General features: G+C 62.3%; 19 protein-coding genes and 1 tRNA gene. 19 read left to right on the forward strand and 1 reads right to left on the reverse strand.

The genetic code is table 11. The features are described from left to right. The first annotated feature begins 57 nt into the window (after positions 1 to 57). Positions 58 to 1,497 (forward strand): proline--tRNA ligase, encoded by a 1,440-nt coding sequence (proS, locus tag E0E29_RS02610; protein ID WP_130848514.1) that lies wholly within the window; start codon positions 58 to 60, stop codon positions 1,495 to 1,497. A gap of 475 nt (positions 1,498 to 1,972) precedes the next feature. After that, positions 1,973 to 3,580 carry an ABC-F family ATP-binding cassette domain-containing protein gene (locus E0E29_RS02620; RefSeq protein WP_130848515.1) on the forward strand — a complete coding sequence of 536 codons (1,608 nt, stop codon included), beginning with the start codon at positions 1,973 to 1,975 and terminating at the stop codon, positions 3,578 to 3,580. A 224-nt stretch (positions 3,581 to 3,804) separates the two neighbouring features. Here E0E29_RS02620 and E0E29_RS02625 read toward each other — a convergent pair whose 3' ends face one another. Continuing rightward, entirely contained in the window at positions 3,805 to 4,065 is a 261-nt protein-coding gene (locus E0E29_RS02625; protein ID WP_130848516.1) for a hypothetical protein, read from the reverse strand. A gap of 78 nt (positions 4,066 to 4,143) precedes the next feature. Between E0E29_RS02625 and E0E29_RS02630 the strand changes: the two genes are divergently transcribed. From E0E29_RS02630 to E0E29_RS02710, 17 genes are all read left to right on the forward strand, one after another. Continuing rightward, positions 4,144 to 4,362, forward strand: a complete 219-nt coding sequence (locus tag E0E29_RS02630) for a helix-turn-helix domain-containing protein (protein WP_130848517.1) — start codon at positions 4,144 to 4,146, stop codon at positions 4,360 to 4,362. A 92-nt stretch (positions 4,363 to 4,454) separates the two neighbouring features. Then, positions 4,455 to 5,339: a hypothetical protein gene (locus tag E0E29_RS02635; protein ID WP_207303555.1), complete on the forward strand. Its 885-nt coding sequence runs from the start codon at positions 4,455 to 4,457 to the stop codon at positions 5,337 to 5,339. Further along, positions 5,329 to 7,317, forward strand: a complete 1,989-nt coding sequence (gene metG, locus E0E29_RS02640; protein WP_130848518.1) for a methionine--tRNA ligase — start codon at positions 5,329 to 5,331, stop codon at positions 7,315 to 7,317. The genes E0E29_RS02635 and metG overlap by 11 nt, the downstream gene beginning before the upstream one ends. A gap of 657 nt (positions 7,318 to 7,974) precedes the next feature. Beyond that, a complete protein-coding gene (locus tag E0E29_RS02645) occupies positions 7,975 to 8,337 on the forward strand; it encodes an ArsR/SmtB family transcription factor (protein WP_130848519.1) in 363 nt (120 codons plus the stop codon). 37 nt (positions 8,338 to 8,374) lie between these two features. Next, on the forward strand, positions 8,375 to 8,593 hold the full coding sequence (locus E0E29_RS02650; protein ID WP_130848520.1) for a cation transporter: 219 nt from the start codon (positions 8,375 to 8,377) through the stop codon (positions 8,591 to 8,593). A 45-nt stretch (positions 8,594 to 8,638) separates the two neighbouring features. Further along, the gene (locus tag E0E29_RS02655; protein ID WP_207303556.1) at positions 8,639 to 10,558 is read left to right on the forward strand and encodes a heavy metal translocating P-type ATPase; all 1,920 of its coding nucleotides are present in this window, start codon (positions 8,639 to 8,641) and stop codon (positions 10,556 to 10,558) included. 141 nt (positions 10,559 to 10,699) lie between these two features. After that, positions 10,700 to 12,685: a DNA gyrase/topoisomerase IV subunit B gene (locus tag E0E29_RS02660; RefSeq protein WP_130848521.1), complete on the forward strand. Its 1,986-nt coding sequence runs from the start codon at positions 10,700 to 10,702 to the stop codon at positions 12,683 to 12,685. A gap of 282 nt (positions 12,686 to 12,967) precedes the next feature. After that, positions 12,968 to 14,998, forward strand: coding sequence for a hypothetical protein (locus E0E29_RS02665; RefSeq protein ID WP_130848522.1), 2,031 nt, complete (start codon positions 12,968 to 12,970; stop codon positions 14,996 to 14,998). Positions 14,999 to 15,034: 36 nt separating this feature from the next. Continuing rightward, on the forward strand, positions 15,035 to 17,275 hold the full coding sequence (locus E0E29_RS02670) for a DNA gyrase/topoisomerase IV subunit A (protein WP_130848523.1): 2,241 nt from the start codon (positions 15,035 to 15,037) through the stop codon (positions 17,273 to 17,275). Positions 17,276 to 17,306: 31 nt separating this feature from the next. Further along, entirely contained in the window at positions 17,307 to 18,176 is an 870-nt protein-coding gene (locus tag E0E29_RS02675) for a YitT family protein (protein WP_130848524.1), read from the forward strand. A gap of 19 nt (positions 18,177 to 18,195) precedes the next feature. After that, positions 18,196 to 18,783, forward strand: coding sequence for a lactate utilization protein (locus E0E29_RS02680; RefSeq protein ID WP_130848525.1), 588 nt, complete (start codon positions 18,196 to 18,198; stop codon positions 18,781 to 18,783). Beyond that, positions 18,764 to 19,888: a hypothetical protein gene (locus E0E29_RS02685; RefSeq protein ID WP_130848526.1), complete on the forward strand. Its 1,125-nt coding sequence runs from the start codon at positions 18,764 to 18,766 to the stop codon at positions 19,886 to 19,888. The genes E0E29_RS02680 and E0E29_RS02685 overlap by 20 nt, the downstream gene beginning before the upstream one ends. Before the next feature lie 51 nt (positions 19,889 to 19,939). Continuing rightward, a tRNA-Gly gene (locus E0E29_RS02690) sits at positions 19,940 to 20,015 on the forward strand. Positions 20,016 to 20,639: 624 nt separating this feature from the next. After that, positions 20,640 to 21,536, forward strand: a complete 897-nt coding sequence (locus E0E29_RS02695; RefSeq protein WP_165449766.1) for a GDSL-type esterase/lipase family protein — start codon at positions 20,640 to 20,642, stop codon at positions 21,534 to 21,536. Between the two features lie 21 nt (positions 21,537 to 21,557). Beyond that, positions 21,558 to 22,064 carry an RNA polymerase sigma factor gene (locus tag E0E29_RS02700; RefSeq protein ID WP_227603023.1) on the forward strand — a complete coding sequence of 169 codons (507 nt, stop codon included), beginning with the start codon at positions 21,558 to 21,560 and terminating at the stop codon, positions 22,062 to 22,064. Then, positions 22,054 to 22,908, forward strand: a complete 855-nt coding sequence (locus E0E29_RS02705) for a DUF3298 and DUF4163 domain-containing protein (RefSeq protein WP_130848528.1) — start codon at positions 22,054 to 22,056, stop codon at positions 22,906 to 22,908. The genes E0E29_RS02700 and E0E29_RS02705 overlap by 11 nt, the downstream gene beginning before the upstream one ends. 291 nt (positions 22,909 to 23,199) lie before the next feature. Then, positions 23,200 to 23,994 carry an enoyl-CoA hydratase/isomerase family protein gene (locus E0E29_RS02710; RefSeq protein WP_130848529.1) on the forward strand — a complete coding sequence of 265 codons (795 nt, stop codon included), beginning with the start codon at positions 23,200 to 23,202 and terminating at the stop codon, positions 23,992 to 23,994. Positions 23,995 to 24,024: the final 30 nt, after the last annotated feature.

Genomic DNA, 24,024 nt, shown 5'->3' on the forward strand with positions numbered 1-24,024 from the left:
GGCCGGGACACATAAAATGGACCACGGAAAAATTTTCGAGGAAAAGGATTGAGATATATGGCACAGGACAAGAAGCAGGTGGAGCAGATCACCGATATGGAGGTGGACTTCGCCCAGTGGTACACCGACGTGTGTAAGAAGGCGGAGCTCATCGACTACTCCAGCATCAAGGGCATGTTCATCTACCGCCCCTACGGCTACGCCATCTGGGAGAACATCCAGCGGGAGCTGGACAACCGGTTCAAGGCCACCGGCCATGAGAACGTCTCCCTCCCCATGCTCATCCCCGAGTCCCTCCTCCAGAAGGAGAAGGACCACGTGGAGGGCTTCGCCCCCGAGTGCGCCTGGGTGACCATGGGCGGCAGTGAGAAGCTGGAGGAGCGCTACTGCATCCGCCCCACCAGTGAGACTCTGTTCTGTGAGCACTATAAGAACATCATCCACTCCTGGCGGGACCTGCCCAAGCTCTACAACCAGTGGTGCTCCGTCCTCCGCTGGGAGAAGACCTCCCGCCCCTTCCTGCGCCACCGGGAGTTCCTGTGGCAGGAGGGCCATACCATGCACGCCACCGCCGAGGAGGCCCGTGAGGAGACCCAGCGGATGCTGAACATCTACGCCGACTTCCTGGAGAACGTGCTGGCCATGCCCGTGGTCAAGGGCCAGAAGACCGACAAGGAGAAGTTCAACGGCGCTGAGGAGACCTACACCGTGGAGTGCATGATGCACGACAAGAAGGCCCTCCAGGCCGGCACCAGCCACTACTTCGGCGACGGCTTCGCCAAGGCCTTCGACATCACCTTCACCGGCAAGGACAACCAGCTCCACCACCCCCACCAGACCTCCTGGGGCGTGTCCACCCGCATGATCGGCGGCATCATCATGACCCACGGCGACAACAACGGCCTGGTGCTGCCCCCCCGCATCGCCCCCATCCAGGTGGTCATCATCCCCGTGGCCCAGCACAAGGAGGGCGTCCTGGAGGCCAACCGGGCCGTCATGGACCGCCTGGTCAAGGCCGGCTTCCGGGTGAAGATGGACGACTCCGACCAGTCCGCCGGCTGGAAGTTCGCCGAGTACGAGATGAAGGGCATCCCCCTCCGCCTGGAGCTGGGCCCAAAGGACATCGAGAAGAACCAGTGCGTCCTGGTCCGCCGGGACAGCGGCGAGAAGACCTTCGTCTCCCTGGACGGCATCGAGGACACCGTGGCCTCCATGCTGGACTCCATCCACGACGGTCTCTACGCCAAGGCCAAGAAGAACCTGGAGGACAACACCTACGCCTGCTCCAGCCTGGAGGAGGTCCGGGAGAAGATGCAGGAGCGGGGCGGCTTCGCCAAGACCATGTGGTGCGGCGACGAAGCCTGCGAGATCCGCATGAAGGAGGAGGCTGGCGTCACCTCCCGCTGCATCCCCTTTGCCCAGGAGAACCTGGGCGACGTGTGCCCCATCTGCGGCAAGCCCGCCAAGCATATGGTCTACTGGGGCGTGGCGTATTAAGCTCCCTTTCCCACAAGAACCAGAATGGCCGCCCCGATCAGGGGCGGCCATTTTCGCCGTCAGGCGGAAACAGAGCATAGCGGACTTTGCAGATTATATGGGGGCCCCGCGCGAGCCCAGCGCAGCGGGTCGCGTGGGGAGAGGACGAGCAAGGGAGCGGAGCGAGTTTTCGCCGTCAGGCGGAAACAGAGCATAGCGGACTTTGCAGATTATATGGGGGCCCCGCGCGAGCCCAGCGCAGCGGGTCGCGTGGGGAGAGGACGAGCAAGGGAGCGGAGCGAGTTTTCGCCGTCAGGCGGAAACAGAGCATAGCGGACTTTGCGAGGACGAGGCGTGGACGAGGAAAACCCTTGTTTTGTGCCAAAATTATGATATACTATTGGGGCGTTTACGGCCGCGCCGGGTGAGAGCGGCCCACAAAAGCCGCCTTCCGGCAGGGCGGCGGAAATAGAGTGTAATAATTAAGGAGTATGACATGATCACAGTCACCGACCTCAGCTTACAGTACAGCGGCCAGGCCCTCTTTTCTCATGTGGACCTGCAGTTCGTGAAGGGGAACTGCTACGGCATCATCGGCGCCAACGGCGCCGGCAAGTCCACCTTCTTAAAGATCCTGTCCGGGGAGCTGGAGCCCACCTCCGGCGAGGTGTCCATCCTGCCCAACACCCGCATGTCCATCCTCAAGCAGGACCAGAACGCCTACAACGCCTACACCGTCATGGATACGGTCATCATGGGCAACCAGCGCCTCTACGATATCGGCAAGGAGAAGGAGGCCCTCTACGCCAAGGAGGAGATGACCGAGGAGGACGGTATCCGGGCCTGTGAGCTGGAGGAGGAGTATGCCGAGCTGGGCGGCTGGGAGTCCGAGTCCGACGCCAGCCGTATCCTCCAGGGTCTGGGCATCCCCGTGTCCATGCACTACGACATCATGGAGAACGTGGACGGCCGTCTGAAGGTGAAGGTCCTGCTGGCCCAGGCCCTCTTCGGCAACCCCGACATCCTGATGATGGACGAGCCCACCAACAACCTGGACATCAACGCCGTGAATTGGCTGGAGGACTTCCTGCTGGACTTCGAGGGCACCGTCATCGTGGTCAGCCACGACCGCCACTTCCTCAACACCATCTGCACCCACATCGTGGACATCGACTACAACAAGATCAAGATGTACGTGGGCAACTACGACTTCTGGTACGAGTCCTCCCAACTGGTGCAGAACCTCATCAAGAACCAGAACAAGAAGAACGAGGAGAAGATCAAGGAGCTGCAGGAGTTCATCTCCCGCTTCTCCGCCAACAAGTCCAAGTCCAAGCAGGCCACCGCCAGAAGAAAACTGCTGGACAAGCTCACCGTGGAGGAGATGCCCGCCTCCTCCCGGCGCTACCCCTGGGTGTCTTTCTCCCCCGACCGTGAGGTGGGCAAGGATATCCTCTTCGTCACCGAGGTCTCCAAGACCGTGGACGGGGTCAAGCTGCTGGACAAGGTGAGCTTCACCGTCAACCACGGCGACAAGATCGCCTTCGTGGGCGAGAACGAGAACGCCCACACCGCCCTCTTCAAGATCCTCACCGGCGAGTGGGAGCCCGACGAGGGCACCGTGAAGTGGGGCCAGACCGCCACCTTCTCCTACTTCCCCAAGGACAACACCGAGTTCTTCAAGGACAACGACGACAACCTGGTGGAGTGGCTCCGCCAGTTTTCCTCCGACCCCCACGAGGCCTATCTCCGGGGCTTCCTGGGCCGGATGCTCTTCTCCGGCGACGACGTCTACAAGCAGGTCAAGGTCCTCTCCGGCGGCGAGAAGGTGCGGTGCATGCTCTCCCGCATGATGCTCTCCGGCGCCAACGTGCTGCTGCTGGACCAGCCCACCAACCACCTGGACCTGGAGTCCATCGCCGCCGTCAACAACGGCCTGGAGGCGGTAAAGTGCAACGTGCTCTTCTCCTCCCACGACCATCAGCTGGTCCAGACCGTGGCCAACCGGATCTTCGACTTCACCCCCGACGGCAAGCTGGTGGACCGCCAGATGAGCTATGATGAGTACCTGGAGCGCATGGCCCAGGAGAGCGCCCAGGGGTAAGGCCGGATTTCCGGCATGCGGCGTGTGGGGCGCGCCAAACCACGCGGCAGTTATCATCCTGCCCACCCTCATCCGCCCCAGTGTGCGCACTGGGGCACCTTCCCCCTTGAAGGGGGAAGGTCCGGGAAAACGCCGCCCGCGAACCTTCCCCCCTCAGGGGGGAAGGTGGATGGCCGAAGGCCAGACGGATGAGGGGGCGTTCCGGTTTTGAGCTTGCCCGGGGGTCAGCCGCCCCATACGTAGCCCTCACAGCGCAGCTCCTCCATGAGGGCGGCGCCCAGGCAGAAGCCCCGGCGGAAGGCCTCGTTGGTATAGCAGTCCTGAAGCTGTCCCAGGGCAGACCAGAACTCGTCCAGAAAGGCGTCAGACAGGGTCTCCGCCACCTTCCGGCAGTAGGGGTCCAGGGCCTTTCGGGCCGTCTCCTCCCCGGGATAGGGCGGATGGGGTGTGCTGGCTTCATTGATAAAATCAAGGACAGAGTTCAAATCTCTCACCTCGAATACGTAGTTTTACTACGTATTCATTATACGAAGAAAACATTCGCTTGTCAAGAGGGGGATACTATGGTCCCATTTTCTGACCGCCTTCGGGAAGTACGGAATGCCCGGGACAGAAAACAGCGGGAGGCCGCTGATACCTGTGGGGTCTCCCTGCGGACCTATCAGCTCTATGAGCAGGGGAAAAACGAACCGAACATTGCAAAGCTCATTGCGCTGGCGGATTTTTTTGACGTGTCGCTGGATTATCTGCTGGGGCGTACTGACACGGACCCAAAATTGTGATATACTACCATCGTATGTACTTTCTTCGGGGCGGCAGCGCCGTGATGGGAGTACCATTTCCAAGGACCCTATTCTTGAGAGGACTGTAACGCATGCGCAAAGAACTCATCCTGCCGGTGACCGCCATCGTGGGCGGCGCCATCGGCTTTTTCCTGCGGCGTCAGGAGCTCCTCACCGCCTTTGAGCCGGACACCGGCCTGCCCATCGAGGGCATGCCCGTGACTTGGGCCCTCATCGCCCTCTCGGTGGTGGTGGCTGCCGTGGTGTTCCTGCTGTGCCTGGGGGTGGGCAAGGGCTTTGAGGGCGGCTACGACGAGGCCTTCCAGGCCAAGGACACCGCCCCCTACATGATGGGCATGACGGCGGGGGCCTTCCTCACCGCCGCCGCCGGCGCCCTCCTGCTCCTGAAGCTCCCCGGGCTCTACGCGGAGGCCTCCCTGGAGACCGGCGGCTTCCCCATGTTCAGCCTGGTGCCCATGGCGCTCCTCTGCGTCCTCTGCCTGTGCTCCGCCTGGTCCATGCTCATGCTGGGCAAGAACAACTACCGTGGCGAGGGGAAGGGCAAGTACAGCGCCTGGCTCCTCATCCCCGCCTACACCTGCTGCATGTGGCTCATCGTCTCCTACCAGGAGCACAGCGGCGACCCCATCATCCTCGACTACGTCTATCAGATCTTCGCCGTCATCGCGGCGGTGCTGGGCTGCTACTTCCTCTCCGGCTTCGGCTTCGGCCGCGGCCGGCCGGCCGCCGCCGCCTTCTTCTCCGCGGAGGCCATGTACTTCGCCCTGGTCACCCTGGCCGACGCCCATGAGCAGGCCTTCCTGCTGCTGTACGCCGGCTGCTTCTTCTACTTCGCCGCCTCCGCCGTGGCCCTCCTCCACAATCTGGGCCGCCCCCTGGGGCCGCGAATGCCAGGGGGCAAGCGCCTGAGCACAGATGAGAAAATCAATAGGGAGGAAAGACCCCATGAAGGATAAGTTCTATATCACAACGCCCATCTACTACCCCAGCGACAAGCTCCACATCGGCCACACCTACTGCACCGTGGCCACCGACGCCATGGCCCGCTATAAGCGTCTCCAGGGCTACGATGTCATGTTCCTCACCGGCACCGACGAGCACGGCCAGAAGATCGAGGACAAGGCCAAGGCCGCCGGCGTCACCCCCAAGCAGTTCGTGGACAATATCGTGGAGGGCAAGGGCGGCATCCTGGACCTGTGGAAGCTCATGAACATCTCCAACGACCGCTTCATCCGCACCACCGACGACTACCACGAGGCGGCCGTGCAGAAGATTTTCAAGAAGCTCTATGAGCAGGGCGACATCTACAAGGGTAAGTATGTGGGCAAGTACTGCAAGCCCTGCGAGTCCTTCTGGACTGAGACCCAGCTGGTGGACGGCAAGTGCCCCGACTGCGGCCGTGAGGTGCAGGACGCCGAGGAGGAGGCCTACTTCTTCCGCCTCTCCAAGTACGCCGACCGTATCCTGGACCTGCTGGAGAACACCGACTTCCTGGAGCCCCGGAGCCGGGTCAACGAGATGGTCAACAACTTCATCAAGCCCGGCCTGGAGGACCTGTGCGTCTCCCGGACCAGCTTCACCTGGGGCGTCCCCGTGGACTTCGACCCCGGCCACGTGGTCTATGTGTGGATCGACGCCCTCTCCAACTATATCACCGCCCTGGGCTACGACAACGACAAGTACAACGACTATGACAAGTTCTGGCCCGCCGACGTCCACTTTGTGGGCAAGGAGATCGTCCGCTTCCACTCCATCATCTGGCCCGCCATCCTCATGGCTCTGGACCTGCCCCTGCCCAAGAAGGTCTACGGCCACGGCTGGCTCCTCCTGGAGGGCGGCAAGATGTCCAAGTCCAAGGGCAACGTGGTGGACCCCGTCATCCTGGCCCAGCGCTACGGCGTGGACGCCCTGCGCTACTTCCTGCTGCGTGAGTTCCCCTTCGGCTCCGACGGCAACTTCTCCAACGAGGCCCTCATCTCCCGCATCAACGTGGACCTGGCCAACGACCTGGGCAACCTGGTGAGCCGTACCGTGTCCATGGCGGGCAAGTACTTCGAGGGGGGCAAGCTCCCCAACAAGCAGGCCGAGGGCCCCGAGGACGCCGAGCTGGTGGCCCTGGCCTCCGGCCTCCGGGACAAGTACGAGGGACACATGGAGAAGTACGCCTTTCAGGACGCCCTGGTGGACGTGTTCGGCCTCATCTCCCGGGCCAACAAGTATATTGACGAGACCAAGCCCTGGATCCTGGGCAAGGACGAGAGCCAGAAGGCCCGTCTGGCCCGGGTCATGTATAACCTGCTGGAGAGCATCCGCATCGCCGCCGTTCTCCTCATCCCCTTCATCCCCGACACGGTGGAGAAGATCTTCGCCCAGATCGGCACCGGTGAGAACGGCCGCACCTGGGAGAGCGCCGGCACCTTCGGCGTGCTGCCCGCCGATGTCACCATCCACCGTGGGGAGAATCTCTTCCCCCGTATCGACATGGAGAAGGAGCTGAAGGAGTTGGAGTCCCTGGAGAAGAAGCCCGAGGCGCCCAAGGCCGCCGAAGCCCCCAAGGCCGAGGCCGCCAAGGCGGAGAAGCCCGCCGAGCCCGAGTATATCACCATCGACGATTTTGCCAAGGTGAAGTTCGTCACCGCCAAGGTCCTGGCCTGCGAGGCCGTGCCCAAGTCCGCCAAGCTGCTGCGGTTCACCCTGGACTGCGGCGAGGAGTTCCCCCGGCAGATCCTCTCCGGCATCCACGAGTGGTATGAGCCCGAGGACCTGGTGGGCAAGACCGTGGTGGCCTGCACCAACCTCAAGCCCCGAAAGATGATGGGCATCATGTCCAACGGCATGCTTATCTCCGCCGTCAAGGAGGAGCCCGACGGCTCCGAGAAGCTCCACCTCCTCATGCTGGACGACAAGGTCCCCGCCGGTTACGGCCTGTGCTGATTCTTTTTCTTGTAAGAAAAAGAATCAAAAAGAACTTTGGTATCGCTCCCATTGTGGTCACAGGACCGGCGCTTTCGCCCGGTAACGATGGATCGATCAAATAGGAGACGCCAAGCGGGCGCTGCCATCGGCAGCGCCCGCTTTTGTTTTGCGGAGAGGGGAGTATGACGGATGACGTGAGCCACCTGCCGCCTCACGCCGCTACTTGCACCACGCCGCAGTAACGGCAATCCCAGGCAGCGCCACCACGTTCCGACACCCTCCCGCGCAGGCGGCGAAAAAAGTGAGGATAGAACCACGGCTTACCCCTGTTCCACCTGCGGAGTCTCCTGTGGACGGTGCTGGTGCTGGGCGGGGGCGTAAAGACGGGCCGCCGGATTCCTATTTGGAATCACCTAACCCACACGGGAGCCCCTTTTTCTTTGGATTCCAAAAACCGTTCTTTTTCCAGCAGGGAAAAAGAAACGGGTTTTGAACGTCTCTCCCGTCCTTGCACGTCACAAAAAGCAATGGGCCGAGATACGGGTTGGCGTGTGAATACGAGTGCGCCGCGGTACAGGCCAAGAAAATTTTCCCCACCCTGTTGACATTTCTGTCGGAGCGAATATAATAACATATGAACAATAACTCATATGTTTCAGAAAAGGAGTGGGGAAGATGGAGGAGAGAGAGGAACTGGAGCAGTGCGAGACCATCCAGGTCCACCAGGACATCGTGGAAAAGGTGGATGCCGAGATGCCCGACGAGGAGATCCTCTACGACCTGGCGGAGCTTTTCAAGCTCTTCGGGGACTCCACCCGCATCAAGATCCTGTATGTGCTCTTTGCGTCCGAGATGTGCGTGTGTGACATCGCCCAGCTCCTGGGCATGAGCCAGTCGGCCATCTCTCACCAGCTCCGGGCCCTGAAGCAGGCCAAGCTGGTGCGCTACCGCCGGGAGGGCAAGCAGGTCTTTTACTCCCTGGCCGACGGCCACGTCCGCACCATCCTGGGCCAGGGCATGGAGCACGTTGGTGAGTAATCAAAACAATCAAATTATAGGTTAGGAGGACACCACCATGAAGAAAAAGTTCAAGCTGCAGGACCTGGACTGCGCCAACTGCGCCGCCAAGATGGAGGACGCCATCAAAAAGCTGCCCGGGGTGAATGATGCGTCGGTGAGCTTTCTCACCCAGAAGCTGACCCTGGACGCCGACGACGAGCGGTTCGAGGAGATCCTGGACCAGGCGGTGAAGGTGTGCAGAAGGGTGGAGCCCGACTGCAAGATCCTGCGCTGAGGGGCGGAGAACCGTCCCCGGTAATGGTTTCGGAGGTGCATGGTGATGACCAACAAACATAAAAAGACCCTGTGGCGGATCATCGCGGCGGCGGCGCTGCTGGTGTGGGCTATGTTCGGCCCAACCCTGTGGTTGCCGGCGGGCCTGCCCTTTGTGTCGGTGGGCCGGACGGCCGCCGACGGCACGGCGGCCTTTGCCCTGGCCGCCTGGGCCCGGTTCCTCATCCCCTACCTGGTCATTGGTTGGGACGTCCTGTGGCGGGCGGTGCGGAACATCGCCCACGGCCAGGTCTTTGACGAGAACTTCCTCATGGCCATCGCCACTGTGGGCGCCTTCTTCATCGGGGAGTATGCCGAGGCCGTCTTTGTCATGCTCTTCTACCAGGTGGGCGAGCTCTTCCAGAGCTACGCCGTGGGCAAGTCCCGGCAGTCCATTGCTGAGCTTATGGAGATCCGCCCCGACTACGCCAACGTGGAGCGGGACGGCCAGGTGGAGCAGGTGGACCCCGACGAGGTGGAGGTGGGGGAGACCATCCTCATCAAGGCCGGGGAGCGGGTGCCTCTGGACGGCGTGGTGCTGGAGGGCCGCTCCGACCTGGACACCGCCGCCCTCACCGGCGAGTCCCTTCCCCGGGAGGTCCAGAGCGGGGACGACGTCATCTCCGGCTGCGTCAACCTCACCGGCCTTTTGAAGGTCCGGGTCACCAGGGCTTTTGAGGAGTCCACCGTCTCCAAGATCCTGGACCTGGTGGAGAACGCCGGCAGCAAGAAGGCCAAGGCCGAGAACTTCATCACCAAGTTCGCCCGTTACTACACCCCCGCCGTGGTCATTGCCGCCGTGGCTCTGGCGGTGCTGCCGCCCCTCATCGGTGCCATGACCTGGAGCGAGAGCCTCCACCGGGCCCTCATCTTCCTGGTCATCTCCTGCCCCTGCGCCCTGGTCATCTCAGTGCCTCTGAGCTTCTTCGGCGGCATCGGCGGCGCCTCCAAGGCCGGTGTGCTGGTGAAGGGGGGCGCCTATCTGGAGGTCCTTTCCCGGACCCAGATCGTGGTCTTTGACAAGACGGGCACCCTCACCAAGGGGGTCTTCAACGTCACCGCCATCCACCCCGAGACCTGCGGCGAGGACCAGCTGCTGGAGCTGGCCGCCCTGGCCGAGAACTGGTCGGAGCACCCCATCGCCCGCTCCCTCCGGGAGGCCTACGGCAAGGACATCGACGCCGGCCGGGTGGCCGACGTGGAGGAGCGCTCCGGCCGGGGCGTCCGGGCGGTGGTGGACGGCACCGAGATTTTCGTGGGCAACGACAAGCTGATGGACGACATCGGCGTGTCCTGGCACCCCTGCCACCGGGTGGGCACCACCGTCCACGTGGCGTCGGCGGGGGAGTACCTGGGCCACATCGTTATCTCCGACGAGGTGAAGGAGGACGCCGCCCGGGCGGTGTCCGACCTGAAGGCCCTGGGCGTGGCCAAGACGGTGATGCTCACCGGCGACGCCCAGGCCGTGGGCGAGAGCGTGGGAAAGCAGCTGGGGCTGGACGAGGTCCACGCCCAGCTCCTGCCCGCCGATAAGGTGGAGCGGGTGGAGGAGCTGCTGGCCCAAAAGACCGGGAAGGGCTGCCTGGCCTTCGTGGGGGACGGCATCAACGACGCCCCCGTCCTCTCCCGGGCCGACGTGGGCATCGCCATGGGCGGCCTGGGCTCCGACGCCGCCATCGAGGCCGCCGATGTGGTCCTCATGGACGACAAGCCCTCCAAGATCGCCGTGGCCATCCGCATCGCCCAAAAGACCCTGGTCATCGTCCGACAGAACATCGCCTTCGCCCTGGGGGTGAAGGCCCTGGTGCTGGTGCTGGGCGCCCTGGGCCAGGCCAACATGTGGGAGGCCGTCTTTGCCGACGTGGGGGTGTCCGTCATCGCTATCCTCAACGCCATGCGGGCCATGAAGGGCCAGGGCCAGCAATGACCATTTTTAGGGAAAGCCCGCCGGTTTTTAGGACCGGCGGGCTTTTTTGTGCCTTTTTCGACCGGGTACTTTCCTTGACAGGAAGGGGGGAATGGGATAAACTTAACCTGAGATATTATCGTTTGAATGTGAGGGAGACCCATGCCAAAGAGCAGCGCAAAAAGCTACGGCAACGACTCCATCTCCTCCCTGAAGGGTGCCGACCGGGTCCGTAAGCGGCCCGGTGTCATTTTCGGCTCCGACGGGCTGGAGGGCTGTGAGCATGCCGTTTTCGAGATCCTCTCCAACGCCATCGATGAGGCCCGGGAGGGCCACGGTGATCTCATCACCGTGACCCGGTACGCCGACCAGTCCATCGAGGTGGAGGACTTCGGCCGGGGCTGCCCGGTGGACTGGAACGAGAAGGAGGGCAAGTTCAACTGGGAGCTGGTCTTCTGCGAGCTCTACGCCGGCGGCAAGTACAACAACCTGGAGGGGGACAACTACGAGTACTCCTTAGGCCTCAACGGTCTGGGCACCTGCGCCACCCAGTACGCCAGTGAGTTCTTCGACGCCGTCATCCACCGGGACGGCCAGGAGTACACCCTCCACTTTGAAAAGGGCGAGAACATCGGTGGCATCCAGAAGGCGCCCTACACCGGCAAAAAGACCGGCTCCAAGTTCCGCTGGAAGCCCGATCTGGAGGTCTTTACCGATATCAACATCCCGGTGGACTACTTCCTGGACGTCCTGAAGCGCCAGGCGGTGGTCAACGCCGGGGTCACCTTCCGGTTCCGCAACCAGGTGGGGGGCAGGTTCGAGACCACCGACTTCAAGTATGAGCACGGCATTGAGGACTATGTCCGGGAGCTGGCCGGGGAGGACAGCCTCACCCAGCCGGTGTTCTGGCAGACCGAGCGGAAGGGCCGGGACCGGGCGGACAAGCCCGACTACAAGGTGAAGCTCTCCGTATCCTTCTGCTTCTCCAACCGGGTCCAGGTCATCGAGCACTACCACAACTCCTCCTGGCTGGAGCACGGCGGCTCCCCGGAGAAGGCGGTGCGCAGTGCCTTCGTCTCCGCCATCGACGGCTACCTGAAGGCCCAGGGCAAGTACCAGAAGAGCGAGAGCAAGCTCACCTGGAACGACGTCCAGGACTGCCTGGTCTTCGTCTCCAACAACTTCTCCACTCAGACCTCCTACGAGAACCAGACCAAGAAGGCCATCAACAACAAATTCGTCCAGGAGGCCATGACGGATTTCCTCAAAAGCCAGCTGGAGGTCTACTTCATCGAAAACCCCTTCGACGCCCAGAAGATCGCCGAGCAGGTCCTCATCAACAAGCGCTCCCGGGAGAGCGCCGAGAAGGCCCGGCTGAACATCAAGAAGAAGCTCTCCGGCAATGTGGATATCTCCAACCGGGTGCAGAAGTTCGTGGACTGCCGGACCAAGGACACCGAGCGGCGGGAGCTCTACATCGTGGAGGGCGACTCCGCCATGGGCGCCGTCAAGCTGAGCCGGGACGCCGAGTTCCAGGGCATCATGCCGGTGCGGGGTAAGATCTTGAACTGCCTCAAGGCCGACTACGCCAAGATCTTCAAAAGCGAGATCATCACCGATCTGCTGAAGGTGCTGGGCTGCGGGGTGGAGGTCAAGGACAAGCACGCCAAGGACATGGCCGAGTTTGACCTCATGAACCTCAGGTGGAACAAGATCGTCATCTGTACCGATGCCGACGTGGACGGCTACCAGATCCGCACCCTCATTTTGACCATGCTCTACCGCCTCACCCCCACCCTCATCCAGCGGGGGTACGTCTATATCGCCGAGTCCCCCCTCTACGAGATCGGCTACAAGGACAAGACCTGGTTTGCCTACAACGAGACGGAGAAGGCCAACATCCTCAAGGAGCTGGAGGGGAAGAAGTACACCATCCAGCGGTCCAAGGGCCTGGGCGAGAACGAGCCCGACATGATGTGGCTCACCACCATGAGCCCCGCCACCCGCCGCCTCATCAAGGTCATGCCCGAGGACGTGGAGCGCACCGCCGCCGTCTTCGACCTGCTCCTGGGGGACAACCTCCAGGGGCGCAAGGACCACATCGCAGAAAACGGGTATAAATATTTGGAATTGGCCGATATTTCCTGATATGCCTTTCAAGGCTGCCTACGTAGCGGCGATGTGGTCCGCGAACGGATGTGAGCCGCCGCGTCAGCGGCGTCCAAGCGTTTTGCCCGGCGGGCAAAACCTTGCGGCGGGACCATTCATTTGTCCCGCCGAAGATGCTGTCCGGGTCCCCATCCGGCCCTGGCCGGATGGGAGGCATATTGCAGAAAACGGTTATAAGTATCTGGAGCTGGCCGACATCTCTTAAAAGACTGCAGCCCCGCCGGTCCCCACCCACAACGGAATAAGGAAAAGGAGGTCCCCATGAAAAAGCTGATTTCCATTCTGCTGACCCTGGCGCTGACTCTGTCCCTTTCCGCACCCGCCCTGGCAGCCGCCCCGGAGGAGGCACCTCTGCCCGATCTGATTGATCCCCCTCTTCCCGTGGAGGATACGCTGGTCATCCGGGACTCCGGCTATCCCATGGACGCCGAGACGGTGGCCTGGCTGGAGGCCCACCCCGAGGAGGCCGCCGCCATGGAGGCGGCGATCGACACCTATGTCCAGGAGACGTGGTACTATGACTCCGTGGCCGAGATGGCCGAATACTGGGGGGAGTCGGAGGCCTACATCCGGGACATGCTTCTGGAGGAGCAGGTCTGGGCGGCCATGGTCCAGGAGGAGGAGCAGGCGGCCCAGGCTGAGTACGCCGCCGCCCACCCCGGCTACCTGGACGGCTTCGACCCCGACGCCTGGCTCCGGACGGCCTACCCCGATTACAGAGACCCGGAGGAGGCCTTTATGGCCGACTACGATCTGGCCGACCGGGCGGCCTTTGAGGCGTACATGAAGGCGGACTACACCAACCATCTGATTCGGATGGAGAACCTCCGGAGCGAGCGTGACGCCGCATTGGCAGAGGCCCCCGCCGCTCTGGACGGCTTCGACGTGGATGACTACTTCACCCAGGAGTACCCCTACTATTCCGACCAGGAGGAGTTCATGGCCGACTATGGCCTTCTGGACCGGACCGAGTTCGAGACCTATCTCACCTGGGAGTATCTGATCTACTATGCCGCTCCGGAGGGGAATGATCCCTGGACCGACGACCTCAAAGAGGCCCTGGGCGGTGTCCCCGGGGAGCTGGGGATCATGGTCAACGGTACCTACCTGACCTTCACGGGCGACAAGCCCTATGCCGAAGACGGCGTCACCTACGTCCCCGCCGCTGAGCTGGGGGAGGCCCTGGGCCTGGAGCTCACCGGCGACTATGTCACCCTGCGGGAGATGGCCCAGGCCGCCGGCTGTGAGATCTGGTGGGACCAGGCCTATGAGACCGCCGTGGTCATAGACCCCGACGTCCTGGTGGCGGCCATCGACAGCGGTTTCACCGCCCTCAACGGCGTGCTGGCCAAAAACACCCTGGACTGGGAGCGCTGGGCGGAGAGCGAGGACTGGAACGTCACCCTCACCATGTTCGACACCCTCAACGGGGACAAGACCTATCCCATGACCCTGACCCAGGAGAGTCTCTACGGCCCGGAGGGCCTCCAGACCACGGGTGAATACGACCTGTCCGCCCTGATGACCCTGTTGGAGCAGATGGGGCTGCTGGAGTATGTGGGTGAGGATGAGCTGAAGGTGGTCTCCGCCGTCCTCAGCGGGGACTATGAGCTGCGCTGGGACACCGAGACCGGAGCCATGGCCTTTACCGCCTCCTGCCTGCCCGACCTTCTCTCCATGATGGGTACCCCCTATCCCAAGGACCTGTGGTTCACCATGGACGGGGAGACGACAGAGGAGCTGAGCACCCTCTTCTCCGACCTGATGGACCAGGAGGAGCCCGTCACCGTGGGCGATCTGGTGTGGTACCTCTACGCGTCCACTACGGCGCCCTGGTCTGACCCCGTCCTCTACTGGAGCGAGGCCACGGAGCTGGCCGCCGGGATGTCCATCTTCCTGGGGGACGACGCTCTGGTCCGGGAGGGGGATGCCTGGGTGCTGCGGCTGGGCATGTCCGAGCTGGCCGGCCTGCTGGGCTACAGTGAGGAGGACTACGACTATCTGGGCCTCCAGGACTTCGCCCTGGAGTGTGCCTTCGGCGACGACGGCACCGTCACCGGCAGTCTGCTGTGCCTCACCCCCGACGAGAGCTGGTCTCCCGCCATGCGTATTGCTGCCGATTGGAAGTTTGACCTCACCAGCGGCAGACTGGAGGCCGAACTCCACCTCAAGAACCAGATGAAGCTGACCATCACCACCTCCACCGCCCTGGAGGAGACCGGCGAAAAGCCGGAGACCCAGGTGCCCGAGGGGGCCGCCTCCATGGCCCTGGAGGACCTGACCGGCTGGTGAGCCGCCATCTGACCATCGTATAAAGGACTGATACCATTGGCTAAGAAGAAGACCCCCCAGGAGGGGGGCAAGCGGGTGGACGACTCCAACGTCCTGGGCCTTCACGCCGAGGTGCTGGAGCAGCCCATCACCCAGACCCTGGAAATCAACTATATGCCCTACGCCATGAGCGTCATCGTCTCCCGGGCCATCCCGGAGATCGACGGCTTCAAGCCCTCCCACCGCAAGCTCCTCTACACCATGTACCAGATGAAGCTGCTGGGTGGGAACCGGACCAAGTCGGCCAACGTGGTGGGCGCCACCATGAAGCTCAATCCCCACGGCGACGCCGCCATCTACGACACCATGGTCCGCCTCAGCCGGGGCTACGGCGCCCTCCTCCACCCCCTGGTGGACTCCAAGGGCAACTTCGGCAAGGTGTACTCCCGGGACATGGCCTGGGCCGCCCCCCGTTACACTGAGGTGCGCCTGGACCCCATCTGCGCTGAGTTCTTCCGGGACATCGACCAGGACGCCGTGGACTTTGTGCCCAACTACGACGGCACCATGGCCGAGCCCACCCTCCTGCCCACCACCTTCCCCAACGTGCTGGTGTCCTCCAATATGGGCATCGCCGTGGGCATGGCCTCCAACATCTGCGGCTTCAACCTGGCCGAGGTGTGCGACACCACCGCCGCCTACCTCAAAAACCCCAACTGTGACCTGATGGCCACCCTGAAGGCCCCAGATTTCCCCACCGGCGGCGAGCTCCTCTACGACGAGCGGGAGCTCAGCGCCATCTATGAGACCGGCCGGGGCTCCTTCAAGGTCCAGGCCCGGTGGCGGTACGTGAAGGAAGAAAACCTCATCGAGATCTACGAGATCCCCTACTCCACCACCGTGGAGGCCATCATGGACAAGGTCTCTGAGCTGGTGAAGAACGGCAAGGTGAAGGAGATCTCCGACATGCGGGACGAGACCGACCTGAGCGGCCTCAAGCTCACCATGGACCTGAAGCGGGGCACCGACCCGGACAAGCTCATGGCCAAGCTCTTCCGCATGACCCCCCTGCGGGACTCCTTCTCCTGCAACTTCAACATCCTCATCGCCGGCATGCCCCGGGTCATGGGGGTGCGGCAGATCCTGGAGGAGTGGACGGCCTGGCGTATGGAGTCCATCCGCCGCCGGACCTACTTCGTCCTGGGCAAGCGCCGGGAAAAGCTCCACCTCCTCCAGGGCCTCCAGAAGATCCTGCTGGACATCGACAAGGCCATTAAAATCATCCGGGAGACCGAGGAGGACGCCGAGGTGGTGCCCAACCTGATGATCGGCTTCGGCATCGACGAGGTCCAGGCCGAGTATGTGGCCGACATTAAGCTGCGCAACATCAACAAGGAGTATATCCTCAAGCGGACCCGTGAGACGGAGGACCTGGAAAAGGAGATCGCCGACCTCCAGGACCTGGTGGACAGCCCTGGCCGCATCAAAAAGACCATCGTGGCCGAGCTCGCGGCTGTCAAGAAGAAGTACGCCGCCCCCCGGCGGACCGGGCTCCTCTACGACCTGCCCGAGGAGACCGACGACGGCGGGGAGGACGTGCCCGACTACCCGGTAAATGTTTTCCTCTCCAAAGAGGGCTATTTCAAAAAAATCACCCCCCAGTCCCTGCGCATGAGCTCGGAGCAGAAATACAAGGAGGGGGACGGCGCCTACCTCCAGTGGGAGTGCACCAACCGGGACGAGCTGCTGGTCTTTACCGACCGCCAGCAGTGCTACAAGACCCGCATGAGCGACTTCGAGGACGCCAAGGCCAGCGTGCTGGGCGACTACCTGCCCACCAAGCTGGGCTTCGACGAGGGGGAGAGCTTCCTCTGGGCCTGCGTGCCCGGGGACTACTCCGGAAACCTCCTCTTCTTCTTTGAAAACGGCAAGGTGGCCCGGGTAGAGCTGGCCGGCTACCAGACCCAGACGAGAAGAAAGCGCCTTACCGGGGCATACTCTGATAAGAGCCCCCTGGTCCGGGGCTTCCTCCTCCGGGAGGATATGGAGATGGCGGTGTGGTCCACCGAGGGCCGCTGCCTCATCTTCCACACCGCCGCCCTCAACCCCAAGACCACCCGTACCACCCAGGGCGTGGCGGTGATGACCCTCAAGCCCAAGTATAAGGTGGAGGGTGCCGCCCCCCTGGACCAGACCCCCATCCAGAATGCCGCCCGCTACCGGGCCCGGAGCCTGCCGGTGTCCGGCGCCCTTCTGAAGGAGGAGGACCGGGGCGAGGAGCAGATGAGCCTGCTGTGATGGAAGATCCCAATCCCCTCTGGAGGTATCTATGAAAAAGTCCCTGAGCAAAACCCTGCTGGCCTATATGTGGATCACCATGGCGTCGGTGATCTACGCCGTGGGCTTCAACTGGTGCTACGAGCCCAACCAGATCGGCTTCGGCGGCATTACCGGTGTGGCCCAGATCATCAACGCCTTCCTGCCCTGGGCCCCCATCGGCACCGTGGTCATCATCCTCAACGCCCCGCTCTTCCTGCTGGGCTGGCGGCTGCTGGGAGGGCATCTCCTTCTCTCTTCCCTCTACGCCATGTTCGTCTCCTCCCTGGCCATCGACGTGCTCCACATGTTCCACACCTTCCAGCCCATGGACCCCATGCTGGCCACCATCTACGGCGGCTTGCTCATGGGGGGCTCCCTGGGCATCGTCTTCCTCCAGGGCGCCACCACCGGCGGCACCGACCTCATCGCCCGGCTCCTGAAGCTGAAGCTGGCCTGGCTGCCCATGGGCAAGATCCTCATGGCCACCGACCTGGTGGTCATCGTGGCGGTGGCCCTGGCCTTTGGCAACATATACAGCGCCCTCTACGGCGTGGTGGCCCTCTTCCTCTCCTCTAAGGTGATGGATATGGTCCTCTACGGCCTGGACACCGCCAAGGTGGCCTATATCATCAGTCAGGACTCCCGGACCATCGCCCAGAAGCTCACCCGGGACCTGGACCGAGGCGTCACCATTCTCCAGGGCCGGGGCGCCTGGTCGGGTCAGGACAAGGAGGTGCTCATGTGCGCCTTCAAGCAGCGGCAGATCGTGGCCATGAAGCGGATGGTCAAGGAGGTGGACCCCGCCGCCTTCCTCATCGTCTGCGACGCCCACGACGTTATGGGCGAGGGGTTCCGGGAGTACCAGCAAAACGACTTGTGATGTGAAAGAAGGGTGTTTTATGGCAGATCTCGAAAAATTGCAGAAGAGTCTGGAGGCGGAGGGCTTTGCCGTCTCCCGCTTCGATACGGCGGCCCAGGCCGCCGACTACTTAGACGCAGCCCTGGACGGTAAGACCATCGGCATCGGCGGCTCCATCACCGTCCAGGAGATGGGGCTGGGGGAGCGGCTGGCAAAACACAACACCGTCCTCTGGCACTGGGGCGGGAGCACCCTCCAGGAGGCCGCCGGCGCCCAGGTCTACCTCACCTCGGTGAACGGCGCCGCTGAGACCGGCGAGCTCATCAACATCGACGGCACCGGCAACCGGGTGGCCTCGGGGCTCTTCGGCCATGAGAAGGTGTACTTCATCGTGGGCCGGAACAAGGTGGTCCCAGACTACGACGCCGCCCTCTGGCGGGCCCGGAACATCGCCGCCCCCAAGAACGCCCAGCGGCTGGGCCGCAAGACCCCCTGCGCCGCCAAGGGCGACCGCTGCTACGACTGCAAGAGCCCCGAGCGGATCTGCCGGGCCCTGGTGGTGTACTGGGAGAAGCCCAACAGCATGGACATGGAAGTGGTGCTGGTGGATGAGGACCTGGGCTATTAAGGGGCGCTTTGCCGCCCTGACTCTGGCCCTGCTGTCTGTGCTCAGCGGCTGTTCAGCCATGCTGGAGCGGGAGTACCAGTCGGTGGAGCCCCACATCCGGCTCAGCGTGGCGGAGGACGATTCCAACGCCGTGTGGGCGGAGAGCTACTCAGAGCTCCAGAGCGCCATCCTGGCCCAGGTGAAGGCCCACCAGGAGGTGGGCGTCATCCGCCTGAAGAACTGGAAGGGGGACGTGGAGGAGCAGCTCACCCGGGCCTGCGACGAGATCAGCCACTCCGACCCCCTGGGAGCCTACGTCGTGGACCGCATCCAGCACAGCTTCACCCGGATGGTCTCCTACTATGAGGCCACCATCACCATCGACTACCGTCGCTCGGCGGAGCAGATCGCCGCCGTCACCACCGTCACCGGCAGCGGCGCCATCCGGGCCGAGCTGCTGGACGCCCTGGACGGCTTCGTCCCAGAGACGGTCTTCCAGATCAACTACTTTGACGAGACCCAGGATGCCGACTACATCCGGAACCTCATCCGGGAGGCCTACTATGACCTGCCCGCCGCCGCCCTGGGTATGCCCGAGGCCCAGGTGAACCTGTACCCCGATGCGGGGAGCCGGCGGGTGGTGGAGGTCCTCCTCACCTATCCCGAGGACACCAAGACCCTCCAGGGCAAGCGGGTACAGATGGAGGACGCCGCCACCGACCTGGTGGAGCCCTACCGTACCGGCCTTGCCGACCGTGTGTTGGCCTCGGTGCTCTTCAGCACCCTGCGGGAGCGCTCCGACGCCGACGGGGCGGCGGGATCTACCGCCTACCACGCTCTGGTAGAGGGAGCCGCCGACAGCGAGGGTATGGCCCTGGCCTACAAGGAGCTGTGCGATCTCACGGAGCTGCCCTGTCAGGTGGTGGAGGGGGATCTGGATGGCGTTCCTCACTTCTGGACCATCGTCACCCTGGGGGAGGGGAGCTTCCATGTGGACCCCTCCCGGGAGGATGGCGTCCTCCTCACCGACGCCCAGATGGCCCAGGCGGGCTATACCTGGCCGGAGGGAGAATACCCCGTCTGCGGCGAGGCGGAGATCCCCACAGAAGAAAATGTAGAAAATTGAAAAAACTATTGACAGAAGCGGCAAGTGTGGCTATAATATCATTTGTCGCTTGCAGGTGTAGCTCATCTGGTAGAGCGCCACCTTGCCAAGGTGGAGGTAGCGAGTTCGAGCCTCGTCACCTGCTCCAGCAAAAAGAAAACGGACTGCTTTTGCAGTCCGTTTTCTTTTTGCTGTGAATAAGCTGTCCTTTGGAGAGAACTCGCTGCCTCCACCACAAAAATGCGGTGTAGCCGCATTTTTTGCGATCCGGAGGTGCGGGGTCCCCGCAAAAGCGGCGCTTTTGTGGGGTGCGATAGCGAGTTCGAGCCTCGTCACCTGCTCCTCGTCGGAGCAAGCGCCATATCCCTTGCTCTGACTTTTGAAAAAAGTCAGAGCGCGCTCATTTTGCTGCTCCTCCTCTCCAAACCGGACCCGCTGCGCTGGGCTCCGGTTTGGTCTCCATCGGGGGTGTTTTGGGTTCCGCCGCCCGCCGGGCGGCTCCACCCTTCGGAACTGCACATGCTCGGGGCAAGTGAATTGCCCCTGCGCCAAGGTTTTGTCCTGCGGGCAAAACGCTTGTGCGGCGCAGACGCGCCGCCGGCCCGCTGGGCCGGTGAGTGCGCAGAGAGAGGATACGGCCCCGGTCGTGTCCTTTTTTTATGCCTGGGCAGATGGGCTGTGCCCCTTTGCCAAAAAACTTTTTTCACTCACGAAAACTTTCCACCCACCCCTCCGTCTAACATACAGAAAGACAGAGAAGGAGGGGAGCCGCTTGGCTTATCAACCGAAACGCTACCGGCGGAAGAAACGGCGCACCGCAGTGCCCCGTCTGCCCGTCGCCGTGCTGCTCCTGGTATTGCTGCTGGCCGGAAGCTGGTCGGTGCTGTCCGCCCATGTGAGCGCTCGTCATGATACCGATGATCTGCCCCGACAGAAGGCAGAGAGACAGGAGACTGCGGTCCCTGTGGAGACTACTGATGTGACCGTGACACCTCCCCCTGAGGAGACTGTCACCGTCCCTGAGGAGACGGAAGCCGTCCAGGGCTATGACTATACCGCCCCCGTACCCCAGGGGGAGCGGGTGGAAAACGACTGGTTTGAGGACGCCGCCTTTTTGGGGGATTCTCTCACCGACGGCCTGCTGCTGTACAGCGACATCCGGGGAGCTGCCAACCTCTCTTATAAGGGCCTCACCGTTCAGTCCGTCCGCACCGATCAGGTGATCCGGGTGGACGGAGGGAAATATACCCCTCTGGAGGCCCTGGGGCAGAAGACCTACGGTAAGGTTTACATCCTGCTGGGCATCAACGAGCTGGGCTGGTACAACGGCCAGCGGTTCTACGACTGCTATGCCCAGCTCATTGATCTGGTCCGGGAGGCCCAGCCCAACGCCCAGATCTACCTCCAGACCCTGCTGCCGGTGACGGCGGAGAAGTCGGAGAGCCACGAGTGGCTGAAAAACGAGAAGATCGCCGTCTACAACGACCTCATCGCCCAGCTGGCCGAGGAGAAGGAGGTCTATCTGGTGGACGCCCACGCCGCCCTGGCCGACGAGAACGGCGTGCTGCCGGCGGATGAGAGCACCGACGGCGTCCACCTCACCAAGAGCGGCTATCAATGCTGGGCCGACTACCTCCGGACCCACACCGTGGCGCCGGAAGAACCATAACGGAAGGAAGCTGCCGTCCCCTTGAGACAGAACGTCCCGGACAACCGCCAGCTGCTGGTGGAGCATATTCTCGACGGACAGACGGATTTTTACCGCCTGGCGATGAGCTATGTCAAAAATCGGGACGCGGCCCTGGATGTGGTGCAGGAGGCCATCGTGAAGGCCCTCAGCAAGGTGGACACCGTCCGGGAGCCGGCCTATCTCAAAACCTGGTTCTACCGCATCCTCATCAACGAGGCCATGAACTACTTCCGGCGGAACCGGAACCTGGTTTCCCTGGAGGACGTGATGGTGGACCGGGCGGAGGAGCCCAGGGACCCGGGGGAGCGTCTGGACCTCTACGATGCCATCGACCGGCTGTCCTTCCCGGAACAGACCGTTGTCAAGCTGCGCTACTTTGAGGATATGAAGCTGGAGGAGATCGCCCAGGCCACCGGGGCCAACCTGAACACAGTGAAGTCCCGGCTCTACAAGGCCATCCGAAAGCTCAAGGACATGACTGGAGAGGAGATCGACTATGCACCCTGAAATGGAACGAGCCAAAGCACGCTATCACCAGCAGGAAGTGCCGGAGGAGCTCTCTCTGACGGTACGGGCCGCCATCCGCGAGGGGAACCAGCGGCGGAAGAGACGCCAGACCCTGCGCAGGAGCCTGGCCACCGCCCTGGCCAGCTGTGCCTGCTTCGTGCTGCTGGTCAACGGCAGTCCCAGCTTTGCACAGGCGGTGTATGAGGTGCCGGTGCTGGGCAGCCTGGCGAAGATCTTTACCGTTACCGAATATACCATCAACGACGATGAGCGGGTCATCGACGTGCGCCTCCCCGCCCTGGAGAACACCGGCCACACTGAGCTGGAGCAGAAGATCAACCAGGAGATCTCCACCCGCGTCCAGGACGTCATCGACGAGGCCGAGGCCCGGGCCAGGGAGACCAAGGAGGCCTATGTGGCCACCGGCGGCGATCCCGACGACCATATGCCGGTCATCATCGATGTGGACTACGAGGTCAAGTGCCAGAACGACCAGTACCTCTCCTTTGTGATCAACAAGACCGAGACCAGAGCCAGCGCCTACACCGAGTTCTACACCTATAACATTGACCTGGAGACCGGCAAGGAGCTTACCCTGCGGGACCTGCTGGGACCCAACTGGATGGAAACGGTCAACACCCAGGTGGCCGAGCAGATCGAGGAGCGCTCCAAAGACCCGGACAACGTCTTTTGGACCGCCGAGCAGGGCGGCTTCCAGGGCATCGAGGAGGATCAGCCCTTCTACCTCAACGAGGATGGCCTCCCCGTGGTGGTCTTTGAGAAATACGAGCTGGGCCCTGGTTCCATGGGCAATCAGGAGTTTGTCATCCAGACGGGTGACTGATCATATACGTCTGCCTCCAACAGCCGGACGGGCGGATACGGTGCTTCCGTATCCGCCCGTCCGGTCTTTTTATCGTGAGATCGTGCAAAGGTTAAAAATGGGAATGCCTAGATTTTATGGGAACTGGATGCAATTTACAGGCCAAAATTCATCATTTTATACAAAAATATTTTTTAAAATACCGGCAAAAATGATTGATTTTCACAATGCAAAGTGGTAGCCTTTAAGTGTAAGGGCCGGTGTTACCGGAAACCCAGATCTGAGCAAGCTTGTGAAAGGAGCAGGGTAAAAATGGAACTGAAGAAGCTGATCTACACCGTGGAAGACGGCATCGCGGTTATCACCATGGACTACCTGAAGAACCTCAACGCCATTGATGAGCAGATGGCGGACGAGCTCCAGTATGTGGTGGACGCGGCGGAGCAGGACCCGGCGGTACGGGTGGTCGTACTCAAGGGCAGCAAGAAGGCCTTTTCCGCAGGCGGGGACATCGGCTACTTCTATCAGCTGATCCAGGCTGGCGGCGAGGTCAATATGGACGGGCTCATCAGCAAGGTGGGCGGCGTGGCCGACGGCATCAAGCGCATGAGCAAGATGGTCATCACCTCGGTGTGCGGCGCCGCGGCGGGTGCTGGTGTGAGTCTGGCCTTGGCCGGCGACTTCATGATCTGCGCCGACAACGCCAAATTCATCCTGGCATTTGTAAACCTGGGCCTGGTGCCCGATACCGGCGCCACCTATCTGCTGGCCAAGAGCATCGGCACCGCCCGCACCATGGAGCTGGCGGCCACCGGACGGCCCGTGGATGCCCAGGAGGCTAAGGCGCTGGGCCTGGCCTACAAGGTGACCACTGTGGATGAACTGGACGAGGTGACCATGGCCTTTGCGAAAAAGCTGGCCGCGGGTCCCCTTGTCTCGTACAAAAACATCAAAAAGCAGCTCTACGACGCCAGTTACAGCGACTACAAGCAGTGGCTGGCCGAGACTGAGGTGCCCACCCAGCGGGAGTGCGCCGCCTCCATGGACTTCCAGGAGGGTTGCAAGGCATTTATGGAGAAGCGCAAGGCCCAGTTCCAGGGGAAGTGATACACAGGCGAATTACGCCGAACACCCATA

This window comes from Intestinimonas timonensis (assembly GCF_900626145.1).
GTDB lineage: Bacteria > Bacillota > Clostridia > Oscillospirales > Oscillospiraceae > Intestinimonas > Intestinimonas aquisgranensis.